The organism is Burkholderia sp. Ax-1719, from assembly GCF_011753055.1.
Classification (GTDB): Bacteria; Pseudomonadota; Gammaproteobacteria; order Burkholderiales; family Burkholderiaceae; genus Paraburkholderia.
In genome coordinates, this window is record NZ_VWWJ01000019.1 from 1 (window position 1) to 26,529 (window position 26,529).

Below are 26,529 nucleotides of genomic sequence, written 5' to 3' on the forward strand. Positions count from 1 at the left end.
GTCATGCCTGATGACCATAGCGAGCTGGTCCCACCCCTTCCCATCCCGAACAGGACCGTGAAACAGCTCCACGCCGATGATAGTGCGGATTGCCCGTGTGAAAGTAGGTAATCGTCAGGCTCCTTATTGCGAAACCCCGGCCCTAAAAAGCCGGGGTTTTTGCTTTTTCGCTCTCCCTATAAGTGAGAGCGTTGTGATTCGGCGCCGAACAAAAAGCTTGACACGGTTCGGAACTTGCATCACAATCATCAGTTCTCTACGGAGGGGTGCCCGAGTGGCTAAAGGGGGCAGACTGTAAATCTGTTGGCTTACGCCTACGTTGGTTCGAATCCAACCTCCTCCACCAGAATTCAGCTGTAGCAGTAAGTGTAGGGAATCGGCGGTAGTCGAAAAACTTCGCGGGTGTAGCTCAATGGTAGAGCAGAAGCCTTCCAAGCTTACGACGAGGGTTCGATTCCCTTCACCCGCTCCAGCTACAAGAAAGACGCAGTTGCAGTAAGCAAGTGCAGCAGTAAATGCCCATGTGGCTCAGTGGTAGAGCACTCCCTTGGTAAGGGAGAGGTCGGCAGTTCGATCCTGCCCATGGGCACCAGCCGGTTTAGCAGGCCTCCAGAGGCCTCGCATCAAGCAGGTAGTGCAACATAGTGATTGTTTGCGCGCCCCGCGCAACGTACGGAAAAATCCTCTTAGGAGTCGAAAATGGCCAAGGGTAAGTTTGAGCGGACCAAGCCGCACGTGAACGTGGGCACGATCGGTCACGTTGACCACGGCAAGACCACGCTGACGGCAGCAATCACGACGGTTCTGACGCAGAAGTTCGGCGGCGAAGCTAAGGCATACGACCAGATCGATGCAGCGCCGGAAGAAAAGGCACGTGGTATTACCATCAACACCGCACACGTCGAGTACGAAACGGCTAACCGCCACTACGCACACGTCGACTGCCCGGGCCACGCTGACTATGTGAAGAACATGATCACGGGCGCGGCACAGATGGACGGCGCGATCCTGGTTTGCTCGGCTGCTGACGGCCCGATGCCGCAAACGCGTGAGCACATCCTGCTGGCGCGTCAGGTTGGCGTTCCGTACATCATCGTCTTCCTGAACAAGTGCGACATGGTCGACGACGCTGAGCTGCTCGAGCTCGTCGAAATGGAAGTGCGCGAACTTCTCTCGAAGTACGACTTCCCGGGCGACGACACCCCGATCGTCAAGGGTTCGGCAAAGCTGGCGCTGGAAGGCGACAAGGGCGAACTCGGCGAAGTGGCGATCATGAACCTGGCCGACGCACTCGACACGTACATCCCGACGCCGGAGCGCGCAGTTGACGGCGCCTTCCTGATGCCGGTTGAAGACGTGTTCTCGATCTCGGGTCGCGGCACGGTGGTGACGGGTCGTGTTGAGCGCGGCATCGTCAAGGTCGGCGAAGAAATCGAAATCGTCGGTATCAAGCCGACGGTGAAGACGACCTGCACGGGCGTGGAAATGTTCCGCAAGCTGCTCGACCAGGGTCAGGCAGGCGACAACGTTGGTATCCTGCTGCGCGGCACGAAGCGTGAAGACGTCGAGCGTGGCCAGGTTCTGGCCAAGCCGGGTTCGATCCAGCCGCACACGCACTTCACGGCTGAAGTGTACGTGCTGAGCAAGGACGAAGGCGGCCGTCACACGCCGTTCTTCAACAACTACCGTCCGCAGTTCTACTTCCGTACGACGGACGTGACGGGCTCGATCGAGCTGCCGAAGGACAAGGAAATGGTCATGCCGGGCGACAACGTGTCGATCACGGTGAAGCTGATCGCTCCGATCGCGATGGAAGAAGGTCTGCGCTTCGCAATCCGCGAAGGTGGCCGTACCGTCGGCGCTGGTGTGGTTGCAAAGATCATCGAGTAAGTTTTTTGCCAGTCTCGGTGATCGACTAAGTGGTTTCGGGGTGGTGGTGCCATCACCCCAAAATGGTTTAGGGGTATAGCTCAACTGGCAGAGCGTCGGTCTCCAAAACCGAAGGTTGGGGGTTCGATTCCCTCTGCCCCTGCCAACTTCCCGCGCCTTTGGCGCGTTGTTCTTTAAGGTGTTATGGCGAATCCTTCCGTCGAGACTGTTAATACTTCCAGCGACAAGCTGATGCTTGTGGTGGGGGTGTTGTTGGTTGTGGCCGGGTTCGTAGGGTTCTACTGGCTCGGTAGCCAGGAGTGGTATGTCCGCGGTGCAGCGCTTGTAGTTGGCGTCGTCGCGGGGGTGGTAGTCGGTCTTCTTTCGGCGCCCGGCAAGAGCTTCATCGCGTTTGCCAAAGACTCGTACAAGGAAGTTCGCAAGGTCGTCTGGCCGACTCGCAAAGAGGCTACGCAAACGACGCTGGTGGTCTTCGGTTTTGTGCTGGTAATGGCCATCATTCTCTGGGTTTGCGATAAATCCATCGAATGGGTGATTTTCTCGGCGATTCTGGGTTGGAAATGATATGAGCGATACACCGGCATCCCCGAGCGGAAAACGTTGGTATGTGGTGCACGCCTACTCCGGCATGGAGAAGAGCGTGCAACGTGCGCTTCAAGAGCGCATCGATCGTGCCGGCATGCAAGACAAGTTTGGCCAGATCCTCGTTCCGACTGAAGAAGTCGTTGAGGTGAAGGGCGGTCACAAGTCAGTGACCGAACGTCGTTTCTTCCCGGGCTATGTCCTGGTTGAAATGGAAATGACGGATGAAACGTGGCACCTCGTGAAGAACACGGCCAAGGTGACCGGTTTCGTCGGCGGGGCACGCAATCGCCCGAGCCCGATTTCGCCGCGCGAAGTCGAAAAGATCATGTCGCAGATGCAGGAAGGCGTTGAGAAGCCGCGCCCCAAGACCCTGTTCGAAGTCGGCGAGATGGTTCGTGTGAAGGAAGGTCCGTTCACGGACTTCAACGGCAGCGTCGAAGAAGTCAACTACGAAAAATCGCGTGTCCGGGTCTCAGTCACCATTTTCGGTCGCGCCACACCGGTCGAACTCGAATTCGGCCAGGTCGAAAAGCTGTAAATCGAATACTACGGATCGCACCTTCGGGTGCGGTCCGTTTTTCCGCGCTTACGGTCCGCGTAATGGCCGTAGAGGAGCGTCAGTAGCTCGATCGGCTGTAAAAATGTTGGTACAGCGAAGATTCTGCGAACGCGCGCTACCACTCACCTGAACGCTCACGCGTTCCATTGAGGTTTTCAACATGGCAAAGAAAATCATCGGCTTTATCAAGCTGCAGATTCCTGCAGGTAAAGCCAACCCGTCGCCGCCGGTCGGTCCGGCACTGGGCCAGCGCGGCCTGAACATCATGGAGTTCTGCAAGGCGTTCAACGCGCAGACCCAGGCACTGGAACCGGGTCTGCCGATTCCGGTCGTCATCACCGCGTTCGCTGACAAGAGCTTCACGTTCGTCCTGAAGACGCCGCCGGCTACGGTTCTGATCAAGAAGGCAGCGAAGGTCGACAAGGGCTCGGCAAAGCCGCACACGGACAAGGTCGCTACGATCACCCGCGCGCAAGCTGAAGAAATCGCCAAGACCAAGATGCCGGACCTCACGGCAGCCGATATGGATGCAGCGGTCCGCACGATCGCTGGTAGCGCCCGCTCGATGGGCATCGTCGTGGAGGGCGTGTAAATGGCTAAGGTTTCGAAGCGTCAAAAGGCACTGGCTGCCAAGATTGACCGTCAGAAGCAATACCCGATCGCTGACGCTCTGTCGCTCGTGAAGGAATGCGCTACGGCGAAGTTCAACGAGTCGATCGACGTCGCAGTCCAGCTCGGCATCGACGCGAAGAAGTCGGACCAGGTCGTTCGTGGTTCGGTCGTTCTGCCGGCAGGTACGGGCAAGTCGGTTCGCGTTGCTGTGTTCGCGCAAGGCGAAAAGGCTGAACAAGCTAAGGCAGCTGGCGCAGAAATCGTCGGTATGGAAGACCTGGCTGAACAGATCAAGGCCGGCAACATGGACTTCGACATCGTGATCGCTTCGCCGGACACGATGCGCGTCGTCGGTACGCTCGGTCAGATCCTTGGCCCGCGCGGCCTGATGCCGAACCCGAAGGTCGGTACGGTTACGCCGGACGTCGCCACCGCGGTCAAGAACGCGAAGGCTGGTCAGGTGCAATTCCGTGTCGACAAGGCCGGTATCATCCACGCCACCATCGGCCGTGCATCGTTCGAAGCGACCGCGCTGCGCAGCAACCTGGACGCGCTCCTCGAAGCGCTGACCAAGGCCAAGCCGGCAACGAGCAAGGGTGTGTACCTGCGCAAGATCGCTGTGTCGAGCACGATGGGCGTTGGCGTTCGCGTCGACCAATCTTCGCTGTCGGCTTAAGCGCAAACAGTTTTGCCGCGTTGAAGCCCGAAAGGGCAGCAGCGCGGATTTAAGGGCTTTGGGCGGTTGGGCGGTGGCAAGTACCGCATCGCGCAACCGGTTGTCAAAGACCGTTGGCGGGAGTGCAGAAGTTGGGCGCTTCCTTAATGCAAAGCCAACGCAGATGGCGAACCCGAAAAAGTTTTGAAGTGTTGATGTGAGCAAAGCAGGCGGAAACGTCTGACGATGCAAACTGATTTACTCCGGACTGGTCGGTCGCCGTTGTTGAATGCGGCATCTGGCGCAATCGCGTTAGATGTCGAATCTGGAGGTTAACCGTGCCACTGAACAAAGAAGGTAAGCAGGCCGTCGTCGCTGAAGTCGCCGCGCAAGTCGCGAAGGCTCAGACCGTCGTGTTGGCCGAGTATCGTGGAATCGCGGTTGGCGATCTGACCAAGCTGCGCGCGAAAGCGCGTGAGCAACAGGTGTACCTGCGCGTGTTGAAGAACACGCTGGCGCGTCGCGCTGTTGAAGGTACCCCGTTTGCTCCGCTGGCAGAGCAGATGACTGGCCCCCTGATCTACGGCATCTCGGAAGATGCAATTGCTGCAGCGAAGGTCGTTAACGACTTCGCAAAGAGCAATGACAAGTTGGTCATCAAGGCTGGTTCCTACGAAGGCAAGGTGATGGACGTGGCAGGCGTGCAAGCGCTGGCCAACATCCCGAGCCGCGAAGAACTGCTCTCGAAGCTGCTGTTCGTTATGCAAGCTCCTGTCTCCGGCTTTGCGCGTGCTCTCGCCGCGCTGGCAGAGAAGAAGCAAGCAGAAGAAACCGCTGCCTGATTTCAGGCAGCGAACGAACAAGCAAGAGCGAGCGAAGATCGCTAGCTGTTTCCGAATTCAAATCTGGAGTAATTTCAAATGGCAATCGCAAAAGAAGACATCCTCGAAGCCGTTGGCTCGATGTCGGTTCTCGAACTGAACGAACTGGTCAAGGCATTCGAAGAAAAGTTTGGCGTGTCGGCAGCTGCTGTGGCAGTCGCAGGCCCGGCAGGCGGCGGCGCAGCTGCTGCTGCTGAAGAGCAGACCGAATTCACGGTCAACCTGCTCGAAGCAGGCGCAAACAAGGTTTCGGTCATTAAGGCTGTTCGCGAACTGACGGGTCTCGGCCTGAAGGAAGCGAAGGACCTGGTTGACGGTGCGCCGAAGCCTGTTAAGGAAGCTGTGCCCAAGGCTGCTGCTGAAGAAGCCAAGAAGAAGCTGGAAGAAGCCGGCGCGAAGGCTGAAATCAAGTAAGTTTCAGCGCGCTGTGCGAAGGCTGGCGGTTTTTACACCGCCGGCCTTTTTGTGCTTTGTGGGTTCTGCGTTTTTAGTGTTCGATTTTTCGGTAGTTTTTCGAGATCGGAGGCGGGATGCGGGACCCAGAAGCCAAAGAAAAACGTCTTGTGCAGGGTGGTGGGATTTTGAACGCCGTCTGTGCGCACGACGCTTCTCTTTGTCTTCTGAAGCGACTGCAGAAGGCAAGTTTGGTCGGGCAGCGGGCAAGTTATGACAAGCCGGTATCCGCTGCCGTCAGCCAGCGGTTGGTAGAGGCCAACCACCAAGCTTCCAGGGCTCGCGCAGCCATCGGGTCTCAGTCGGTGAACACTCGGGTCGTCCTACCCGCCGTGATTCGGAGATCGTATGCAATATTCCTTCACCGAGAAGAAGCGTATTCGCAAGAGTTTCGCGAAACGCCCCATCGTTCACCAAGTTCCTTTCCTGCTGGCAACCCAGCTTGAATCATTCAGTACGTTCCTGCAAGCAGAAACGGCGAGCGCCCAGCGCAAGTCGGAAGGTCTGCAAGCAGCGTTCACGTCTGTTTTTCCTATTGTTTCCCATAACGGCTTTGCTCGTCTAGAGTTCGTCAGCTACATGCTGTCGTCGCCGGCATTCAACATCAAGGAATGCCAGCAACGCGGTTTGACGTACTGCTCGGCGCTGCGTGCCAAAGTCCGTCTCGTCCTGCTCGACAAGGAATCGCCGAGCAAGCCGGTCGTGAAGGAAGTGAAGGAGCAGGAAGTGTACATGGGCGAAATTCCGCTCATGACGCCTACTGGCTCGTTCGTCATCAACGGCACGGAACGTGTCATCGTCTCGCAGCTGCACCGCTCGCCTGGCGTGTTCTTCGAACACGACAAGGGCAAGACGCACAGCTCGGGCAAGCTGCTGTTCTCGGCACGTATCATTCCTTACCGCGGTTCGTGGCTCGATTTCGAGTTCGACCCGAAGGACGTGCTGTACTTCCGCGTCGACCGTCGCCGCAAGATGCCGGTCACGATCCTGCTGAAGGCTATCGGCCTGACGCCGGAACAGATCCTCGCGAACTTCTTCGTGTTCGACAACTTCACGCTGATGCCGGAAGGCGCGCAGATGGAGTTCGTGCCCGAGCGTCTGCGAGGCGAAGTCGCGCGTTTCGACATCACCGATCGTGATGGCAAGGTCATTGTCCAGAAGGACAAGCGGATCAACGCCAAGCACATCCGCGACCTCGAAAGCGCGAAGACCACCTTCATTTCGGTCCCCGAAGACTACCTGCTCGGCCGCGTTCTCGCGAAGAACGTCGTCGACGGCGACACGGGCGAAGTCATCGCTAACGCGAACGACGAAGTCACCGAAGGCGTGCTCGACAAGCTGCGCGAAGCGAAGATCAAGGACATCCAGACGCTCTACACGAACGATCTGGATCAAGGTCCGTACATCTCGTCGACGCTGCGTATCGATGAAACCGCCGACAAGATGGCCGCGCGCATCGCGATCTACCGCATGATGCGTCCGGGCGAGCCGCCGACCGAAGAAGCGGTCGAGGCCCTGTTCAACCGTCTGTTCTACAGCGAAGAAGCGTACGACCTCTCGAAGGTGGGTCGTATGAAGTTCAACCGCCGTGTCGGCCGTGACGAAATCGTCGGCCCGATGACGCTGCAGGACGACGACATCCTCGCGACGATCAAGATCCTGGTCGAACTGCGCAACGGCAAGGGCGAAGTGGACGACATCGACCACTTGGGCAACCGTCGTGTGCGTTGCGTCGGCGAACTGGCGGAAAACCAGTTCCGCGCAGGTCTCGTGCGTGTCGAACGTGCTGTCAAGGAACGCCTCGGCCAGGCCGAAAGCGAAAACCTGATGCCGCACGACCTGATCAACTCGAAGCCGATTTCGTCGGCGATTCGCGAGTTCTTCGGTTCGTCGCAGCTGTCGCAGTTCATGGACCAGACCAACCCGCTGTCGGAAATCACCCACAAGCGCCGTGTTTCGGCACTTGGCCCGGGCGGTCTGACGCGCGAGCGCGCTGGCTTTGAAGTCCGCGACGTGCACCCGACCCACTACGGCCGCGTGTGTCCGATTGAGACGCCGGAAGGTCCGAACATTGGTCTGATCAACTCGCTCGCACTGTACGCGCACCTGAACGAATACGGCTTCCTCGAAACGCCGTATCGCAAGGTTGCAGACGGCAAGGTGACCGACCAGATCGACTACCTGTCGGCGATCGAAGAAGGCCGTTACGTGATCGCTCAGGCGAACGCGGCAGTGGCTGACGACGGCACGCTGACCGACGAACTCGTGTCGTCGCGTGAAGCCGGCGAAACGCTGATGGTCACGCCGGACCGCATCCAGTACATGGACGTGGCGCCGTCGCAGATCGTCTCGGTGGCTGCTTCGCTGATTCCGTTCCTTGAACACGATGACGCGAACCGTGCACTGATGGGTTCGAACATGCAGCGTCAGGCCGTGCCTTGCCTGCGTCCGGAAAAGCCGGTCGTGGGTACGGGTATCGAGCGCACCGTTGCGGTCGACTCGGGTACGACGGTTCAGGCGCTGCGTGGCGGCGTGGTCGACTACGTCGATGCGGGCCGTATCGTGATTCGTGTGAACGACGACGAAGCGGTGGCGGGTGAGGTTGGCGTTGATATCTACAACCTGATCAAGTACACGCGTTCGAACCAGAACACGAACATCAACCAGCGTCCGATCGTGAAGATGGGCGACTGGGTGGCGCGCGGCGACGTGCTGGCTGACGGCGCATCGACCGATCTGGGCGAGCTCGCGCTCGGCCAGAACATGCTGATCGCGTTCATGCCGTGGAACGGCTACAACTTCGAAGACTCGATTCTGATCTCGGAGAAGGTGGTTGCTGACGACCGTTACACGTCGATCCACATCGAAGAACTGAATGTCGTGGCTCGCGACACGAAGCTCGGACCGGAAGAAATCACGCGCGACATTTCGAACCTCGCAGAAGTACAACTTGGCCGTCTCGACGAGTCGGGCATCGTGTACATCGGCGCGGAAGTCGAAGCAGGCGACGTGCTGGTGGGCAAGGTCACGCCGAAGGGCGAAACCCAGCTCACGCCGGAAGAAAAGCTGCTGCGCGCGATCTTCGGCGAGAAGGCTTCGGACGTGAAGGATACGTCGCTGCGCGTGCCCTCGGGCATGAGCGGCACGGTCATCGACGTGCAGGTGTTCACGCGTGAAGGCATCACCCGCGACAAGCGTGCTCAACAGATCATCGACGATGAACTGAAGCGCTATCGCCTCGACCTGAACGACCAGCTGCGTATCGTGGAAGGCGACGCGTTCCAGCGTCTCGCACGTATGCTCGACGGCAAGGTCGCGAACGGTGGTCCGAAGAAGCTCGCGAAGGGTACGAAGATCGATCAGGCTTACCTGAGCGACCTCGACCACTACCACTGGTTCGACATCCGCCTCGCGGACGAAGAAGCAGCGGCGCAACTTGAAGCCATCAAGAACTCGATCGAAGAAAAGCGTCACCAGTTCGATCTGGCGTTCGAAGAGAAGCGCAAGAAGCTCACGCAAGGCGACGAACTGCCGCCGGGCGTGCTGAAGATGGTCAAGGTGTACCTGGCAGTGAAGCGCCGCCTGCAGCCTGGCGACAAGATGGCAGGCCGTCACGGTAACAAGGGTGTCGTGTCGAAGATCGTTCCGATCGAAGACATGCCGTACATGGCCGATGGCCGTCCGGCAGACGTCGTGCTGAACCCGCTGGGCGTTCCGTCGCGGATGAACGTGGGTCAGGTTCTCGAAGTGCACCTGGGCTGGGCCGCGAAGGGTCTGGGCTGGCGTATTGGCGAGATGCTTGCGCGTCAGACGAAGATTGCAGAACTGCGTGAGTTCCTCACGAAGATCTACAACGAGTCGGGCCACAAGGAAGACCTCGACAGCTTCAGCGACGACGACATCTTCGAACTGGCGCGTAACCTGCGCGAAGGCGTGCCGTTCGCAACGCCGGTGTTCGACGGTGCGACCGAAGAGGAAATGGGCAAGATGCTCGATCTGGCGTTCCCGGACGACATCGCACAGAACCTCGGCATGACGCCGTCGAAGAACCAGGTCCGTCTGTACGACGGCCGCACGGGCGAGATGTTCGAACGTACGGTGACCGTGGGCTACATGCACTACCTGAAGCTGCACCACCTTGTCGACGACAAGATGCACGCGCGTTCGACGGGTCCGTACTCGCTCGTCACGCAGCAGCCGCTGGGTGGTAAGGCGCAGTTCGGTGGCCAGCGCTTCGGTGAAATGGAAGTGTGGGCGCTCGAAGCGTATGGCGCTTCGTACGTGCTGCAGGAAATGTTGACGGTGAAGTCCGATGACGTGACGGGCCGGACGAAGGTGTATGAAAACCTCGTCAAGGGCGACCACGTGATCGATGCGGGCATGCCGGAATCCTTCAATGTGCTGGTGAAGGAAATCCGCTCGCTCGGTATCGACATCGACCTCGACCGCAACTAATCGGACTACGGAGAGAAGGCAATGAAAGCTCTGCTCGATCTATTCAAGCAAGTCCAACAAGAAGAAGTTTTTGACGCGATCAAGATCGGTCTGGCCTCGCCGGACAAGATCCGCTCGTGGTCGTTCGGTGAAGTGAAGAAGCCGGAAACGATCAACTACCGTACCTTCAAGCCGGAACGGGATGGCCTGTTCTGCGCGAAGATCTTCGGCCCGATCAAGGACTACGAGTGCCTGTGCGGCAAGTACAAGCGCCTGAAGCACCGTGGCGTGATCTGCGAGAAGTGCGGCGTTGAAGTCACGCTGGCGAAGGTGCGTCGCGAACGTATGGGCCACATTGAGCTGGCCTCGCCGGTCGCGCACATCTGGTTCCTGAAGTCGCTGCCGTCGCGTCTGGGCATGGTGCTCGACATGACGCTGCGCGACATCGAACGCGTGCTGTACTTCGAAGCCTATGTGGTGATCGAACCGGGCATGACGCCGCTGAAGGCGCGTCAGATCATGACCGAAGAGGATTACTACAATAAGGTCGAGGAATACGGCGACGAATTCCGTGCCGAAATGGGCGCGGAAGGCGTGCGTGAACTCCTGCGCGCGATCAACATCGACGAGCAGGTCGAAACGCTGCGCACCGAGCTGAAGAACACCGGCTCGGAAGCGAAGATCAAGAAGTACGCCAAGCGCCTGAAGGTGCTCGAGGCCTTCCAGCGTTCGGGCATCAAGCCCGAATGGATGGTGCTCGAAGTGCTGCCGGTGCTGCCGCCCGAACTGCGTCCGCTGGTGCCGCTGGACGGTGGCCGCTTCGCGACCTCGGACCTGAACGACCTGTATCGCCGCGTCATCAACCGTAACAACCGTCTGAAGCGTCTGCTCGAGCTGAAGGCGCCGGAGATCATCGTCCGCAACGAAAAGCGGATGCTCCAGGAAGCGGTTGACTCGCTGCTCGACAACGGTCGTCGCGGCAAGGCGATGACGGGCGCCAACAAGCGTCCGCTGAAGTCGCTCGCCGACATGATCAAGGGTAAGGGCGGTCGTTTCCGTCAGAACCTGCTGGGTAAGCGCGTGGACTACTCGGGCCGTTCGGTCATCGTGGTGGGTCCGACGCTCAAGCTTCACCAGTGCGGTCTGCCGAAGCTGATGGCGCTTGAACTGTTCAAGCCGTTCATCTTCAACAAGCTGGAAACGATGGGCGTCGCGACGACCATCAAGGCTGCGAAGAAGGAAGTCGAAAACCAGACGGCGGTGGTGTGGGACATCCTGGAAGAGGTGATCCGCGAACATCCGGTCATGCTCAACCGTGCACCGACGCTTCACCGTCTTGGCATTCAGGCTTTCGAGCCGGTGCTGATCGAAGGTAAGGCTATCCAGCTGCACCCGCTCGTTTGCGCGGCGTTCAACGCCGACTTCGACGGTGACCAGATGGCTGTTCACGTTCCGCTGTCGCTCGAAGCGCAGATGGAAGCGCGTACGCTGATGCTCGCGTCGAACAACGTCCTGTTCCCGGCCAACGGCGATCCGTCGATCGTGCCGTCGCAGGATATCGTGCTGGGCCTGTACTACGCCACGCGTGAAGCGATCAACGGCAAGGGCGAAGGCATGACGTTCACGGGCGTGTCGGAAGTGCTCCGCGCGTACGAGAACAAGGAAGTCGAGCTGGCATCGCGTGTGAACGTGCGTATTACCGAAATGGTCCACAACGAGGACAAGTCGGAAGGCGCACCGGCATTCGTGCCGAAGATCACGCTGTACGCGACCACGGTCGGCCGTTCGATCCTGTCGGAAATCCTGCCGCCGGGCCTGCCGTTCTCGGTGCTGAACAAGCCGCTGAAGAAGAAGGAAATCTCGCGTCTGATCAACACCGCGTTCCGCAAGTGCGGTCTGCGTGAGACGGTGATTTTCGCTGACCAGCTGATGCAGTCGGGTTTCCGCCTGGCAACGCGCGCCGGTATTTCGATCTGCGTGGACGACATGCTCGTGCCGCCGCAGAAGGAAACCATCGTCGGCGAAGCCGCGAAGAAGGTGAAGGAATACGACCGTCAGTACATGTCGGGTCTCGTGACGGCGCAGGAACGCTACAACAACGTGGTCGACATCTGGTCGAACACGTCGGAAGCGGTCGGCAAGGCGATGATGGAGCAGCTCGCCACGGAACCGGTGACGGACCGTGACGGCAAGGAAACGCGTCAGGAATCGTTCAACTCGATCTACATGATGGCCGACTCGGGCGCGCGGGGTTCCGCAACCCAGATTCGCCAGCTGGCGGGTATGCGCGGCCTGATGGCGAAGCCGGACGGCTCGATTATCGAAACGCCGATTACCGCGAACTTCCGCGAAGGTCTGAACGTGTTGCAGTACTTCATCTCGACCCACGGTGCACGTAAGGGTCTGGCTGATACGGCACTGAAGACCGCGAACTCGGGTTACCTGACGCGTCGTCTCGTTGACGTCACGCAGGATCTGGTGGTCGTCGAGGAAGATTGCGGCACGTCGAATGGCGTGGCGATGAAGGCACTCGTGGAAGGCGGTGAAGTCGTCGAAGCGCTGCGCGACCGTATTCTCGGCCGCGTTGCGGTGGCGGACGTCGTCAATCCTGAAACCCAGGAAACGATCTACGCTTCGGGCGACCTGCTCGACGAAGACGCAGTCGAAACGATCGAAAGCCTCGGCATCGACGAAGTGCGCGTGCGCACGCCGCTGACCTGCGAAACGCGTTACGGCCTCTGCGCAAGCTGCTATGGCCGCGACCTGGGTCGTGGTTCGCGCGTGAACGTCGGCGAAGCTGTCGGCGTGATCGCAGCACAGTCGATCGGTGAACCGGGCACGCAGCTGACGATGCGTACGTTCCACATCGGTGGTGCGGCATCGCGTGCAGCAGTGGCTTCGTCGGTTGAAGCCAAGTCGAACGGTACGGTCCGCTTCACGGCGACGATGCGTTACGTCACGAATGCGAAGGGCGAGCAGATCGTCATTTCGCGTTCGGGCGAAGCCATCATTGCCGACGATCACGGCCGCGAGCGCGAGCGTCACAAGGTGCCGTACGGCGCGACGCTGCTGCAACTCGACGGCGATCAGATCAAGGCCGGCACGCAGCTCGCTACGTGGGATCCGCTGACGCGTCCGATCATCACCGAGTACGGTGGTACGGTGAAGTTCGAAAACGTCGAAGAAGGCGTGACGGTTGCGAAGCAGATCGACGATGTGACGGGTCTCTCGACGCTGGTCGTGATCGACGTGAAGCGCCGTGGTTCGCAGGCTTCGAAGAGCGTGCGTCCGCAGGTCAAGCTGCTCGACGCGAACGGCGACGAAGTCAAGATCCCGAACACCGAGCACTCGGTGCAGATCGGCTTCCAGGTCGGCGCACTGATCACGGTGAAGGACGGTCAGCAAGTGCAGGTGGGTGAAGTGCTCGCACGTATCCCGACCGAAGCGCAGAAGACGCGTGACATTACCGGTGGTCTGCCGCGTGTGGCGGAACTGTTCGAAGCACGTTCGCCGAAGGACGCAGGTATCCTGGCGGAAGTCACGGGTACGACGTCGTTCGGTAAGGACACGAAGGGCAAGCAGCGTCTCGTTATCACGGACCTCGAAGGCAATCAGCACGAGTTCCTGATCGCGAAGGAAAAGCAGGTTCTGGTTCACGATGCACAGGTCGTCAACAAGGGCGAAATGATCGTGGACGGCCCGGCCGATCCGCACGACATCCTGCGTCTGCAGGGTATCGAAGCGCTGTCGCGTTACATCGTGGACGAAGTGCAGGACGTGTACCGTCTGCAGGGCGTGAAGATCAACGACAAGCACATCGAAGTGATCGTGCGTCAGATGCTGCGTCGTGTGCAGATCACCGACAACGGTGATACGCGCTTCATCCCGGGCGAGCAGGTTGAGCGTTCGGACATGCTGGACGAAAACGACAAGATGAACGCCGAGGACAAGCGCCCGGCAACGTACGAGAACGTGCTGCTGGGTATTACGAAGGCATCGCTCTCGACGGATTCGTTCATCTCGGCGGCATCGTTCCAGGAAACGACGCGCGTGCTGACCGAAGCGGCGATCATGGGCAAGCGCGACGATCTGCGCGGCCTGAAGGAAAACGTCATCGTCGGCCGTCTGATTCCGGCTGGTACGGGTCTCGCCTTCCACAAGGCGCGCCGTGCGAAGGAATCGTCGGATCGCGAGCGTTTCGACCAGATCGCTGCAGAAGAAGCGTTCGAATTCGGTACGCCGGAAGCCCCGGCCGCCGAAGTGCCGGTGGAAACGCCGCACCAGTCGCATACGACGGACGAGTAACGCAAAGGGCGGCGCAAGCCGCCTGATGCAGCGTTCGCACCAGACCGCCCGGTTCGCCGGGCGGTTTTTTTTTGCCTGTCGAAAAACACGACGGTGCAAATGGTGAGGTTTCGCAGTTTTTTCGGAAGCGCGATTCGGAGTAGTCCTATGTATTCAGAAGCTCGATTTACCTAGCATTTCCGGGCGTCGAATTTGCCCGGTTTAGAGGGGTTTGACGTCCCGCTCAACAGCGCACGCGTACAGACCCCCATGACGCGCCGCGCGCCATCTTTCTCCAGCGTATGTGGCATCGCATGTTTAGGGTTGCCACGCTTTTCGCCGCGGCTTTGTTCACGACTTGTACCTTCGCGCAGGCGCCGCTCGGCGCGGGTGCGTCGGCGCAGCCCGCGCGGCCGCGCATCTGTCTGGCGCTTTCCGGTGGCGGCGCGCGTGGCTACGCTCACTTAGGCGTGCTCAAGGAACTCGAAGCGCTACACGTGCCGGTTGATTGCATCGCAGGCACGAGCATGGGCGCCGTGATCGGCGCGCTCTACGCGAGCGGCATGACGGCCAACGATATCGAGTTCGCGCTGGCGGGCCAGAATCTCAGCGATGTCGCGTTCGATCGCGATGCGCGCAGCGATCTGCCAGAGTCCTCGCGCGAAGACAATCTCATGTATCCGATTGGCTTGCCGATGGGCTTTGGGGATGGCCATCTGAAAACATCCAATGGCCTTGTGCAGGGCAACAAGCTCATGGCTCTGCTGCGCGCGCATACCGGCCAGTATCCCGGCGATATCGATTTCGATCATCTGCCGATTCCGTTTCGCGCCGTCGCTACCGATCTGGAGACAGGCGAGCGCGTGGTGCTGCACAACGGCTCGCTACCGCTGGCGGTGCGCGCGAGCATGGCTGTGCCAGGCCTGTTCGCGCCGGTGAAGATCGGCAGTCGCACGCTGATCGACGGCGGCGCGGCGTCGAACCTGCCCATCGACGTCGCCCGGGAGATGGGCGCGGACATCGTGATTGCCGTTGATATCGGCACTCAACTCCAGCCGGCGGATCAGCTCAATTCGATGGCGGCAGTCACGGCGCAGATGGTGCGGCTGATGATGTCGCGTAACGTCACCGCGCAGAAGGCGACGCTTCGCCCGGCCGATATCCTGCTCGAACCGGATCTCGGTCCTGTCTCGTTTGCCGATTTCGGCGCAATGGATCGAGCCGTACAGGCTGGCGATGCGGCAGCGATCCAGCAGCGCGGCCGGCTCGGCGCGCTGTCCGACGAGCCGGACCAGTACGCCGCCTGGCGCGCGGATCTGTCCCAGGCCGCGGCACTTCCGCCACAAACGCGCATCGCGCGTATCGAAGTGACGACGCGCGGACGCCTTCCGGCAAGCCACGTCGAAGCGGCGCTGCACGTGAAGTCCGGCGATGTCTACGATGCGGCCAGCGTGGACGAAGACCTCACGCAGCTGGTGCGCAATGACGATCTGGAAAGCGTTTCGCAGACGCTGACCGGGCCGCAGGGCGAACGCGTGCTGCACGTCGAGGCCAACGAAAAGAGCTGGGGGCCGAACTTCTTGCTGTTCGGCCTCGGGCTGTCGACCGATTTCGACGGCGACGGTGCGTTTTCGCTGCAGATCGGTCATCGTCTGCCGTGGATTACCTCAAGCGGCCTGTCGTGGCGCAACGACATCATTCTCGGCAGCCGCGATCTGGGCTGGCGCACCGAATTGCGCCAGCCGATCTTCGGCCAGGTCTACCTCGCGCCCTATGCGTCGATCCGGCGCAACGACGTGAACTTATACGCAGACAACGACGTCAGCGAGCGACCGCTTGCCAGCTTCGTGCAGCAGGAACTGCGCGCCGGGCTCGATGTGGACGTGCCGCTTGGCACCTGGGGCGAGGCGCGGGCGGGCGTCGCGCAGGTGCACACCTCGTTCCAGGCGCGTTCATCGATTCTCGCGCTCGCGCCGGACGGCCAGAGCCCACTGCAAACCGGAACACCATCGCTATCGCCGACGACACAGACGGTGGCCAGCGCGGGAGTCAGGATCGATCAGCTCGACGACCCGGTGTTTCCTCGACATGGCTTTCACCTCGAAGGGCGCGCGGAGATGGGACTCGGCGATTCGGACTCCGGCTACAACATTGCCTACGCGCGCGGGCTATGGGCCGCGAGCCGCGACGTATTCAGCCTGAATGCGGCGTTCGAGGTCGGTGGCGCGTTCGGCGGCAGTCACGATGCGCCGGCGTATCTGTTCACGCTCGGCGGCTTTCAGCATCTGTCGGCCTACGCACAGGATCAGTTTAGCGGCGCTTACGTCATGTACGGGCGTGTCAGCGGTCTTGCACAACTATCGCGGGACGGCTCGGGAGCGCTGCGCAGCATCTTCACCGGGCTGAGCCTGGAAGGTGGCAATGTGTGGAACACGTCGAAGCAGTTCGCGCGCGGGCCGTGGCTGAGCAGCGTCAGCGCGTTCGTCGGCGCGGTGACGGCTATCGGGCCGGTATACTTCGGCGTTGCGCTGGCGCCGCGAGGTGCGCACAGCATCTATTTCCAGCTCGGCAACCGGTTCTGATCCGGTGTGCGCGCTGTGCGACTTCGTGCCGCGGAGCAAAGCGGCTCGCTGCGCGCGACAGCGGCGCGTGCTAACGTAGCGCGCCAAGTCCGACAAGCTGTGTCATTTCGTACTACCGCGCAGTCGGCATTTATCTGAATCTGGAGGCGGTAATCATGTGGTTTGTCGGGATCGGTCTCATCCTGAATCTGGTGGCATGCGTCGCCAATTTTTCGCATCTGCTGCACTTCGTCGGCAAGGAGCAGGCTGCGAATTTCTTCGCCACGTTCCTCGTATTGTGGGCATTCCTGATCATTGGCTTCATCATGCAGCTGGCGCGCAAGGTGAAGATGGGCGCGTTGCTGCTCACGCTCGGCTCGCTCGTGTTCATGGTGGGCAGCGCTATGCTGCTGCCGTTTGGGCTGCTCGTGGTGGTGTCGTTCGTCGCCGGTATCGTGACGATCGTTGGCGCGCTGCAGGTCATGCGCCGGCGCGAAGCCTGATTTCCGGCGCGCGCATTTTGTAGCGCTTTTCCGGCGCTTTTGCAGATTCACCCTGGCCTGACGGCCAATCTTCGAAGTCGCGGCGGTCAGCGGGCGTCCGGGTTGGTAAAATCCGGCCCACCGTCTTTCGCTCCATCGCCGCCGCCTTCATGTCCCGCTCCCTCGAAATCCTCAACGAAGTCTTCGGTTATCCCGCTTTTCGAGGGCAGCAAGGCGAGATCGTCGAACACGTCGCAGGGGGCGGAGACTCGCTGGTCCTCATGCCCACCGGCGGCGGCAAATCCCTCTGCTACCAGATTCCGGCGCTGGTGCGCCACGAGGCCGGACTCGGCGCGGGCATTGTCGTTTCGCCGCTGATCGCGCTGATGCAGGATCAGGTGGCCGCGCTCACGGAAGTCGGCGTGCGCGCCGCGTATCTCAACTCGACGCTCAGCGGCGCCGAAGCCGCCGCCACCGAACGCGCGCTGCGCGAAGGCGATCTCGACCTGCTTTACGTGGCCCCCGAGCGCCTGATGACCGCGCGTTTTCTCGATCTGCTCGAACGCACGCGCATCGGCCTGTTCGCGATCGACGAGGCGCACTGCGTTTCGCAATGGGGGCACGATTTCCGCCCCGAATATATCCAGCTGTCGGTCCTGCACGAGCGCTTCCCGGACGTGCCGCGCATCGCGCTCACAGCCACCGCCGACGCGATCACGCGCGATGAGATCGTGCACCGTCTCGCGCTCGACGACGCGCGCATCTTCGTCTCCAGTTTCGACCGCCCGAACATCCGCTATCGCATCGTCGAAAAGGACAATGCGCGCACGCAGCTGCTCGACTTCATCCGCGCGGAACACACGCGCGCGGACGGCACGACTGACGCCGGCGTGATCTATTGCCTCTCGCGCCGCAAGGTCGAGGAGACCGCGGAATGGCTGAAGGGGCAGGGCATTCGCGCGCTGCCGTACCACGCGGGCATGGAGTTCGAGGTGCGCCAGAAGCACCAGGAGCTGTTCCAGCGCGAGGAAGGCGTGGTAATGTGCGCGACCATCGCCTTCGGCATGGGTATCGATAAACCCGACGTGCGCTTCGTGGCGCACCTGGATTTGCCCAAGAGCGTGGAAGGCTATTACCAGGAAACCGGCCGTGCGGGCCGCGACGGGCTGGCGGCCAATGCGTGGATGGCCTATGGCCTGGGCGACGTGGTGCAGCAGCGCAAGATGATCGACGAGTCCGACGCCGACGATCAGCACAAGCGCGTGCAGACGGGCAAGCTCGACGCGTTGCTCGGTCTGTGCGAAACGGCCACCTGCCGGCGCGTGCGCCTGCTCGCGTACTTCGGTGAGGAGAGCAAGCCTTGCGGCAACTGCGACACCTGCATCGAGCCGCCCGCCACCTGGGACGCCACGCGCGAGGCGCAGATGGCGCTCTCGTGTGTGTTCCGCGCGCAGCGTGCGAGCGGCTTCAATTTCGGCGCCGGGCATCTGATTGACATCCTGCGTGGCAACCGCAACGAAAAGATCATGCAGCGCGGGCACGAGAAGATCTCCACCTTCGGAATCGGCGCGTCGCTTTCGGAACCCGAATGGCGTGCGATCTTCCGGCAGCTCGTGGCGTTTGGTTATCTGACCGTCGATCACGACGGCTACGGCGCGCTGGTGCTCACCGAAGCGAGCAAGGCCGTGCTCAAGGGCGAGCAGAACGTCACGATGCGCCGTTACGTGAAGCCCACGCGCACGCGTGCGTCGTCGAGCCGCACGAGTGAGCGTGCCGATCCGACCCTCGGCATGAGCCCGCGCCAGCGCGCGCGCTGGGAGCGCCTGCGTTTGTGGCGCACGGAAACCGCGAAGAGCGAGGGCGTGCCGGCCTACGTCATCTTCCACGACGCCACGCTGGCGGAAATTGCGCGCAATGGCCCCGAATCGGTGGACGAACTGCGCGATATCGCGGGTATTGGCGCGCGCAAGCTTGAGCGCTTCGGTGAGGAACTGGTCGAAGTCGTCGGCGACGACTGACGCTGGCGCTGCGCGGCCGATGGAGGCCGGCAGGGGGCGCGTTTGCGGTGCCGATTAACGGTGAGCGCCGCTGTTAAGGCAGCCGCACCGTCACGCAATCTTCTTATTCTCCGTCGTCCGAAATACTTCAAGTCGTTGACTCGCTTGGTATTTTCGGAATATCATGCTGGGTTCCGGTCTTTGGGATGTCTGCGCTCGTCGCGCGTTTCAGGGTCCGGAGTTCTCGTAGCAGTTTAGATGTGTGGTTTTCCGCTTTGCCCGGAAATAAATGCATCGATTTTGTTCAATTTCAGGAATAAACAATGCCAACCATCAATCAACTGGTTCGCAAAGGCCGCACTTCGGAAGTCACGAAGAGCAAGTCGCCGGCCCTGCAGGACTGCCCCCAGCGTCGTGGCGTGTGCACCCGCGTGTACACGACGACGCCGAAGAAGCCGAACTCGGCACTCCGTAAAGTTGCCAAGGTTCGTCTGACGAACGGCTTCGAAGTCATTTCGTACATCGGTGGTGAAGGCCACAACCTGCAGGAACACTCGGTTGTGCTGATCCGCGGCGGCCGTGTGAAGGACTTGCCGGGTGTGCGTTACCACATGGTTCGCGGCTCGCTGGATACCCAGGGCGTCAAGGATCGTAAGCAGGCTCGTTCGAAGTACGGCGCGAAGCGCGCGAAGGCTGCGAAGTAAGAGCCAGGGTCGTCACGCTTTCGGGCGTTGGCGATAAAAGCGACAGGTGCCGGATTGGCCGGTGCTGTCGAGTAAGTGGTCACCCGACCAGGCTGGTAAGTCGTAATGGATGAATCGGGTTAGTTGGTGGCCGCGGAGCGTTGGGTTCAATCCACGCTTCAACTGAAAAGTTAAAGGAAGAAACATGCCGCGTCGTCGCGAAGTCCCCAAGCGGGAAGTGTTGCCGGATCCGAAGTTCGGTAACGTTGATGTAGCCAAGTTCATGAACGTGCTGATGCTCTCCGGCAAGAAGTCGGTTGCCGAGCGTATCGTGTACGGCGCTTTCGAACAGATCCAGACCAAGGGTGGCAAGGACCCGCTGGAAGTGTTCACTGTCGCGCTCAACAACGTGAAGCCGGTGGTGGAAGTGAAGAGCCGCCGCGTTGGTGGTGCGAACTATCAGGTTCCGGTCGAAGTGCGCCCCTCGCGTCGTATGGCATTGGCGATGCGTTGGCTGCGTGAAGCCGCGAAGAAGCGCAGCGAGAAGTCGATGGCCCTGCGTCTGGCAGGTGAACTCTCCGAAGCGGCCGAAGGCCGTGGCGGCGCGATGAAGAAGCGCGACGAAGTTCACCGGATGGCAGAAGCGAACAAGGCGTTCTCGCACTTCCGCTTCTAAGAGAAAACCCCTTCTGGGGTTGGCTCAAAAGACGGAAAAAATTCCGGGCGGGTGCGCTTTTCAAGCGCCTCGCCCGTTTGTGTTCAGGCGCGTTGGGTTGACCCGGTTGGGTTCGACTTCGGCGCGCACCTCCCGATAGAGGATCAAAGTGGCTCGCAAGACTCCTATCGAGCGCTACCGTAACATCGGTATTAGCGCTCACATCGACGCCGGCAAGACGACGACGACCGAGCGCATTCTGTTTTACACCGGCGTGAACCACAAGATTGGTGAAGTTCACGACGGCGCTGCGACCATGGACTGGATGGAGCAGGAGCAGGAGCGTGGTATCACGATTACCTCCGCTGCTACGACCGCGTTCTGGAAGGGCATGGGCGGTAACTACCCTGAGCACCGCATCAACATCATCGACACCCCGGGCCACGTTGACTTCACGATTGAAGTTGAGCGCTCGATGCGCGTGCTCGACGGCGCATGCATGGTTTACTGCGCAGTGGGCGGCGTTCAGCCCCAGTCGGAAACCGTGTGGCGTCAGGCTAACAAGTACAAGGTTCCCCGTCTCGCGTTCGTCAACAAGATGGACCGTACGGGCGCGAACTTCTTCAAGGTCTACGACCAGCTGAAGACGCGTCTGAAGGCGAACCCGGTTCCGGTCGTGGTGCCTATCGGCGCAGAAGACACGTTCCAGGGCGTGGTCGACCTCATCAAGATGAAGGCGATCATTTGGGACGAAGCGTCCCAAGGCACGAAGTTCGACTACGTCGACATCCCCGCAGAACTCGTTGACTCGTGCAACGAATGGCGCGAAAAGATGATCGAGTCGGCTGCTGAAGCCAGCGAAGAGCTGATGGAAAAGTACCTCGGCGGCGAAGAGCTGTCCGAAGCGGAAGTCGTCAAGGCGATCCGCGACCGTACCATCGCTTGCGAAATCCAGCCGATGCTGTGCGGCACCGCGTTCAAGAACAAGGGCGTGCAGCGTATGCTCGACGCCGTGATCGACTTCCTGCCGTCGCCGGTGGACATTCCCCCGGTCACGGGCGAACTCGAAAACGGCGAGAAGGCAGAGCGTCGTGCAGCTGACGACGAAAAGTTCTCGGCACTCGCGTTCAAGATCATGACCGACCCGTTCGTCGGCCAGCTGATCTTCTTCCGCGCGTACTCGGGCGTCGTCAACTCGGGCGACACGGTGCTGAACTCGACCAAGGGCAAGAAGGAACGCCTCGGCCGTATTCTGCAGATGCACGCGAACAACCGCGAAGAAATCAAGGAAGTTCGTGCAGGCGACATCGCCGCAGCCGTTGGCCTGAAGGAAGCGACCACGGGCGACACGCTGTGCGACCCGCAAAACCCGATCATCCTGGAACGCATGATTTTCCCGGAGCCGGTGATTTCGCAGGCCGTCGAGCCGAAGACCAAGGCTGACCAGGAAAAGATGGGCCTCGCCCTGAACCGCCTGGCACAGGAAGACCCGTCGTTCCGCGTCCAGACGGACGAGGAATCGGGCCAGACCATCATTTCGGGTATGGGCGAGCTCCACCTCGAAATTCTGGTCGACCGTATGAAGCGTGAATTCAACGTGGAAGCGACCGTCGGCAAGCCGCAGGTTGCATACCGCGAAACGATCCGCTCCACGGCGAAGGACGTCGAAGGCAAGTTCGTCAAGCAGTCGGGCGGTCGCGGCCAGTTCGGTCACGCTGTCATTACGCTTGAGCCGAACGAGCAAGGCAAGGGCTACGAGTTCCTGGACGAGATCAAGGGTGGTGTGATCCCCCGCGAATTCATCCCGGCAGTGGACAAGGGTATCCAGGAAACGCTGAAGGCAGGCGTGCTGGCGGGCTTCCCGGTTGTCGACGTCAAGGTTCACCTGACGTTCGGTTCGTACCACGACGTTGACTCGAACGAAAATGCGTTCCGCATGGCCGGTTCGATGGCGTTCAAGGAAGCAATGCGCAAGGCGCAGCCGGTCATCCTCGAACCGATGATGGCCGTCGAAGTCGAAACGCCGGAAGACTACATGGGCAACGTGATGGGCGACCTGTCGGGCCGTCGCGGTATCGTCCAGGGCATGGAAGACATGGTTGGCGGCGGCAAGATCGTTCGCGCCGAAGTGCCGCTGTCGGAAATGTTCGGCTACTCGACGTCGCTGCGCTCGCTGTCGCAAGGCCGCGCAACGTACACGATGGAATTCAAGCACTACGCAGAAGCACCGCGTAACGTGGCCGACGCGATCATTAGCGCGAAGGCGAAGTAAGCATCGGCGCTCATTTGAGCACGCAGCGGATCGGGCAGGTGCCCGGTCCGCATCGCACAGTCACCGGTTCACCACTTTTTTGAAAGAAGAGAAACATGGCAAAAGGTAAATTCGAACGGACCAAGCCGCACGTCAACGTCGGCACGATCGGTCACGTTGACCACGGCAAGACCACGCTGACGGCAGCAATCACGACGGTTCTGACGCAGAAGTTCGGCGGCGAAGCTAAGGCATACGACCAGATCGATGCAGCGCCGGAAGAAAAGGCACGTGGTATTACCATCAACACCGCACACGTCGAGTACGAAACGGCTAACCGCCACTACGCACACGTCGACTGCCCGGGCCACGCTGACTATGTGAAGAACATGATCACGGGCGCGGCACAGATGGACGGCGCGATCCTGGTTTGCTCGGCTGCTGACGGCCCGATGCCGCAAACGCGTGAGCACATCCTGCTGGCGCGTCAGGTTGGCGTTCCGTACATCATCGTCTTCCTGAACAAGTGCGACATGGTCGACGACGCTGAGCTGCTCGAGCTCGTCGAAATGGAAGTGCGCGAACTTCTCTCGAAGTACGACTTCCCGGGCGACGACACCCCGATCGTCAAGGGTTCGGCAAAGCTGGCGCTGGAAGGCGACAAGGGCGAACTCGGCGAAGTGGCGATCATGAACCTGGCCGACGCACTCGACACGTACATCCCGACGCCGGAGCGCGCAGTTGACGGCGCCTTCCTGATGCCGGTTGAAGACGTGTTCTCGATCTCGGGTCGCGGCACGGTGGTGACGGGTCGTGTTGAGCGCGGCATCGTCAAGGTCGGCGAAGAAATCGAAATCGTCGGTATCAAGCCGACGGTGAAGACGACCTGCACGGGCGTGGAAATGTTCCGCAAGCTGCTCGACCAGGGTCAGGCAGGCGACAACGTTGGTATCCTGCTGCGCGGCACGAAGCGTGAAGACGTCGAGCGTGGCCAGGTTCTGGCCAAGCCGGGTTCGATCCAGCCGCACACGCACTTCACGGCTGAAGTGTACGTGCTGAGCAAGGACGAAGGCGGCCGTCACACGCCGTTCTTCAACAACTACCGTCCGCAGTTCTACTTCCGTACGACGGACGTGACGGGCTCGATCGAGCTGCCGAAGGACAAGGAAATGGTCATGCCGGGCGACAACGTGTCGATCACGGTGAAGCTGATCGCTCCGATCGCGATGGAAGAAGGTCTGCGCTTCGCAATCCGCGAAGGTGGCCGTACCGTCGGCGCTGGCGTCGTCGCGAAGATCATCGAGTAATTCGAGTACAATACTCGGCTTGCTTGAGTAGTTGATGTACCCTGGGTCCGCCCCGCGACGCCTTGTCGCGGGGCGGACCTACGCTCTTTATATTGTCTGGCGGCGCAAGTCCGCCTCGCTCTTTTTAAGGAATCATCATGCAGAACCAAAAAATCCGTATCCGCCTGAAGGCTTTCGACTACCGCCTGATCGACCAGTCGGCTGCTGAAATCGTCGAAACGGCGAAGCGTACGGGCGCAATCGTCCGCGGTCCGGTGCCGCTGCCGACGCGTATCCAGCGTTTCGACATCCTGCGCTCGCCGCACGTCAACAAGACGTCGCGCGACCAGCTCGAAATCCGCACCCACCTGCGCCTGATGGACATCGTCGACCCGACGGACAAGACCGTTGACGCGCTGATGAAGCTGGACCTCCCGGCTGGCGTGGACGTCGAAATCAAGCTGCAGTAAGAGTCTCCGGCGCGCTCAGGATAGCCTGAACGCGCTAAGTCTTTGATTGCTTGCGGAAATCGTGGGAGGACGTTATACTTGACGTCTTTTCGCGCATTTGCGCAAAAAATCGGTGTGTCTTTGTGGGCCTTTACCCCGCAAACATGCCGGTACTTTGTAAATTAGCCCCGACCAATCGCAGTCGGGAATGGAGAAAACGATGAGCCTTGGACTCGTAGGTCGCAAGGTTGGCATGACGCGCATCTTCACGGCTGACGGGGATTCGATTCCCGTGACCGTGCTGGACGTGTCCGACAACCGCGTGACGCAGATCAAGACTGTTGAAACCGACGGCTACACGGCCGTGCAGGTTGCGTTCGGTACGCGCCGCGCTTCGCGCGTGACGAAGCCGATCGCAGGTCATCTCGCCAAAGCCGGTGTTCAAGCCGGTGAAATCCTCAAGGAATTCCAGATCGACGCCGCTAAGGCCGCCGAACTGTCGAATGGCGCCGTGATCGGTGTGGATCTCTTCTCGGAAGGCCAGAAGGTCGACGTGCAAGGCACCTCGATCGGTAAGGGCTACGCCGGTACCATCAAGCGTTACAACTTCGCGTCCGGCCGTGCTTCGCACGGTAACTCGCGCTCGCACAATGTGCCGGGCTCGATCGGTATGGCGCAGGATCCGGGTCGTGTTTTCCCGGGTAAGCGCATGACCGGTCACATGGGTGACGAAACCGTGACGGTGCAAAACCTCGAAATCGCCCGTATTGACGCAGAGCGCAAGCTGCTGCTGGTCAAGGGTGCTGTCCCGGGTGCAAAGGGCGGCAAGGTTTTCGTGACGCCGGCTGTCAAGGCACGCGTCAAGAAAGGAGCGCAATAATGGAACTGAAGCTCCTGAACGCTAATGGTCAGGATGGCGCAGCAGTTAACGCGTCGGACGTCGTGTTCGGCCGTGACTACAACGAAGCGCTGATTCACCAGATCGTTGTCGCCTATCAGGCGAACGCGCGCAGCGGTAACCGCGCGCAGAAGGACCGTGAGCAGGTCAAGCACACCACCAAGAAGCCGTGGCGTCAGAAGGGTACGGGCCGCGCTCGTGCCGGTATGTCGTCGAGCCCGTTGTGGCGTGGCGGTGGTCGCATCTTCCCGAATTCGCCGGAAGAAAACTTCGCTCACAAGGTCAACAAGAAGATGCATCGCGCAGGCCTCTGCTCGATCTTCTCGCAGCTGGCCCGTGAAGGCCGCATCTCGGTCGTCGAAGAGTTTTCGCTCGAAGCACCGAAGACGAAGCTGCTGGCCGAAAAGTTCAAGGCCATGGGTCTCGAATCCGTGCTGGTCATCACCGACACGGTCGACGAGAACCTGTTCCTGGCGTCGCGCAACCTGCCCCACGTGGCAGTCGTTGAGCCGCGCTTTGCCGACCCGCTCTCGCTGATCTACTTTAAGAAGATCCTGATCACGAAGGCTGCGGTTGCCCAGATCGAGGAGTTGCTGTCATGAGCGAGATTCGCAAGAACGATCATCGTTTGATGCAGGTCCTGCTCGCACCGGTGATCTCCGAAAAGGCGACCCTGGTGGCTGAGAAGAACGAACAAGTCGTCTTCGAAGTCGCGCCGGACGCGAACAAGCAGGAAGTCAAGGCTGCCGTCGAGCTGATGTTCAAGGTCGAAGTCAAGTCGGTGAACATGCTTGTCCAGAAGGGCAAGGCCAAGCGTTTCGGCCGTTTCAACGGCAAGCGCAAGGACGTCAAGAAGGCGTATGTCTGCCTGAAGCCCGGCCAGGAAATCAACTTTGAAGCGGAGGCCAAGTAAT

General features: G+C 60.4%; 21 protein-coding genes, 4 tRNA genes and 1 rRNA gene. 25 read left to right on the plus strand and 1 reads right to left on the minus strand.

The window, feature by feature from the left end; translation table 11 throughout:
* Positions 1–6 precede the first annotated feature (6 nt).
* The 16 genes from rrf (at position 7) to F3J17_RS25580 (ending at position 17,417) form a co-directional block, all read left to right on the plus strand.
* A 5S ribosomal RNA gene (rrf, locus tag F3J17_RS25505) occupies positions 7–120 on the plus strand.
* Positions 121–260: 140 nt separating this feature from the next.
* A tRNA-Tyr gene (locus F3J17_RS25510) sits at positions 261–346 on the plus strand.
* Positions 347–398: 52 nt separating this feature from the next.
* Positions 399–472: transfer RNA gene (locus F3J17_RS25515), tRNA-Gly, on the plus strand.
* A 45-nt stretch (positions 473–517) separates the two neighbouring features.
* Positions 518–592: transfer RNA gene (locus tag F3J17_RS25520), tRNA-Thr, on the plus strand.
* A 107-nt stretch (positions 593–699) separates the two neighbouring features.
* Complete coding sequence (tuf, locus tag F3J17_RS25525; protein ID WP_167065656.1) at positions 700–1,890, plus strand: elongation factor Tu; 1,191 nt, start codon at positions 700–702, stop codon at positions 1,888–1,890.
* A gap of 69 nt (positions 1,891–1,959) precedes the next feature.
* Positions 1,960–2,035: transfer RNA gene (locus F3J17_RS25530), tRNA-Trp, on the plus strand.
* A 38-nt stretch (positions 2,036–2,073) separates the two neighbouring features.
* Positions 2,074–2,454 carry a preprotein translocase subunit SecE gene (secE, locus tag F3J17_RS25535; RefSeq protein ID WP_103706972.1) on the plus strand — a complete coding sequence of 127 codons (381 nt, stop codon included), beginning with the start codon at positions 2,074–2,076 and terminating at the stop codon, positions 2,452–2,454.
* 1 nt (position 2,455) lies between these two features.
* Positions 2,456–3,013, plus strand: a complete 558-nt coding sequence (gene nusG, locus F3J17_RS25540) for a transcription termination/antitermination protein NusG (RefSeq protein WP_027821101.1) — start codon at positions 2,456–2,458, stop codon at positions 3,011–3,013.
* A 181-nt stretch (positions 3,014–3,194) separates the two neighbouring features.
* The gene (rplK, locus tag F3J17_RS25545) at positions 3,195–3,626 is read left to right on the plus strand and encodes a 50S ribosomal protein L11 (protein ID WP_074987833.1); all 432 of its coding nucleotides are present in this window, start codon (positions 3,195–3,197) and stop codon (positions 3,624–3,626) included.
* Positions 3,627–4,322 (plus strand): 50S ribosomal protein L1, encoded by a 696-nt coding sequence (gene rplA, locus F3J17_RS25550; protein WP_167065659.1) that lies wholly within the window; start codon positions 3,627–3,629, stop codon positions 4,320–4,322.
* A 317-nt stretch (positions 4,323–4,639) separates the two neighbouring features.
* Positions 4,640–5,143 carry a 50S ribosomal protein L10 gene (gene rplJ / locus F3J17_RS25555; protein ID WP_167065662.1) on the plus strand — a complete coding sequence of 168 codons (504 nt, stop codon included), beginning with the start codon at positions 4,640–4,642 and terminating at the stop codon, positions 5,141–5,143.
* Between the two features lie 78 nt (positions 5,144–5,221).
* On the plus strand, positions 5,222–5,596 hold the full coding sequence (rplL, locus tag F3J17_RS25560; RefSeq protein WP_027821097.1) for a 50S ribosomal protein L7/L12: 375 nt from the start codon (positions 5,222–5,224) through the stop codon (positions 5,594–5,596).
* 387 nt (positions 5,597–5,983) lie between these two features.
* The gene (gene rpoB / locus F3J17_RS25565) at positions 5,984–10,090 is read left to right on the plus strand and encodes a DNA-directed RNA polymerase subunit beta (RefSeq protein ID WP_167065664.1); all 4,107 of its coding nucleotides are present in this window, start codon (positions 5,984–5,986) and stop codon (positions 10,088–10,090) included.
* 21 nt (positions 10,091–10,111) lie between these two features.
* Positions 10,112–14,374, plus strand: coding sequence for a DNA-directed RNA polymerase subunit beta' (gene rpoC / locus F3J17_RS25570; protein ID WP_167065667.1), 4,263 nt, complete (start codon positions 10,112–10,114; stop codon positions 14,372–14,374).
* 293 nt (positions 14,375–14,667) lie between these two features.
* Positions 14,668–16,935 (plus strand): patatin-like phospholipase family protein, encoded by a 2,268-nt coding sequence (locus F3J17_RS25575; protein WP_167065670.1) that lies wholly within the window; start codon positions 14,668–14,670, stop codon positions 16,933–16,935.
* Positions 16,936–17,090: 155 nt separating this feature from the next.
* The gene (locus tag F3J17_RS25580; protein ID WP_167065672.1) at positions 17,091–17,417 is read left to right on the plus strand and encodes a hypothetical protein; all 327 of its coding nucleotides are present in this window, start codon (positions 17,091–17,093) and stop codon (positions 17,415–17,417) included.
* Here F3J17_RS25580 and F3J17_RS25585 read toward each other — a convergent pair.
* Positions 17,395–17,568, minus strand: coding sequence for a hypothetical protein (locus F3J17_RS25585; RefSeq protein WP_167065675.1), 174 nt, complete (start codon positions 17,566–17,568; stop codon positions 17,395–17,397). The genes F3J17_RS25580 and F3J17_RS25585 overlap by 23 nt on opposite strands.
* Between F3J17_RS25585 and recQ the strand changes: the two genes are divergently transcribed.
* The 9 genes from recQ (at position 17,567) to rplW (ending at position 26,528) form a co-directional block, all read left to right on the plus strand.
* Positions 17,567–19,414 (plus strand): DNA helicase RecQ, encoded by a 1,848-nt coding sequence (gene recQ / locus F3J17_RS25590; protein ID WP_167065678.1) that lies wholly within the window; start codon positions 17,567–17,569, stop codon positions 19,412–19,414. The genes F3J17_RS25585 and recQ overlap by 2 nt on opposite strands.
* A 302-nt stretch (positions 19,415–19,716) precedes the next feature.
* Entirely contained in the window at positions 19,717–20,097 is a 381-nt protein-coding gene (gene rpsL / locus F3J17_RS25595) for a 30S ribosomal protein S12 (protein ID WP_027821136.1), read from the plus strand.
* 184 nt (positions 20,098–20,281) lie between these two features.
* A complete protein-coding gene (gene rpsG, locus F3J17_RS25600) occupies positions 20,282–20,752 on the plus strand; it encodes a 30S ribosomal protein S7 (protein ID WP_006053291.1) in 471 nt (156 codons plus the stop codon).
* Between the two features lie 148 nt (positions 20,753–20,900).
* Entirely contained in the window at positions 20,901–23,003 is a 2,103-nt protein-coding gene (gene fusA, locus F3J17_RS25605) for an elongation factor G (protein WP_167065681.1), read from the plus strand.
* A 95-nt stretch (positions 23,004–23,098) separates the two neighbouring features.
* Entirely contained in the window at positions 23,099–24,289 is a 1,191-nt protein-coding gene (gene tuf, locus F3J17_RS25610) for an elongation factor Tu (RefSeq protein WP_167065656.1), read from the plus strand.
* Positions 24,290–24,426: 137 nt separating this feature from the next.
* On the plus strand, positions 24,427–24,738 hold the full coding sequence (gene rpsJ, locus F3J17_RS25615; protein WP_027819357.1) for a 30S ribosomal protein S10: 312 nt from the start codon (positions 24,427–24,429) through the stop codon (positions 24,736–24,738).
* Positions 24,739–24,937: 199 nt separating this feature from the next.
* Positions 24,938–25,597, plus strand: a complete 660-nt coding sequence (gene rplC / locus F3J17_RS25620) for a 50S ribosomal protein L3 (protein WP_167065684.1) — start codon at positions 24,938–24,940, stop codon at positions 25,595–25,597.
* On the plus strand, positions 25,597–26,217 hold the full coding sequence (gene rplD, locus F3J17_RS25625) for a 50S ribosomal protein L4 (RefSeq protein ID WP_027819355.1): 621 nt from the start codon (positions 25,597–25,599) through the stop codon (positions 26,215–26,217). Before rplC ends, rplD begins: the two co-directional genes overlap by 1 nt.
* Positions 26,214–26,528 (plus strand): 50S ribosomal protein L23, encoded by a 315-nt coding sequence (rplW, locus tag F3J17_RS25630; RefSeq protein WP_167065687.1) that lies wholly within the window; start codon positions 26,214–26,216, stop codon positions 26,526–26,528. The genes rplD and rplW overlap by 4 nt, the downstream gene beginning before the upstream one ends.
* Position 26,529 lies beyond the last annotated feature (1 nt).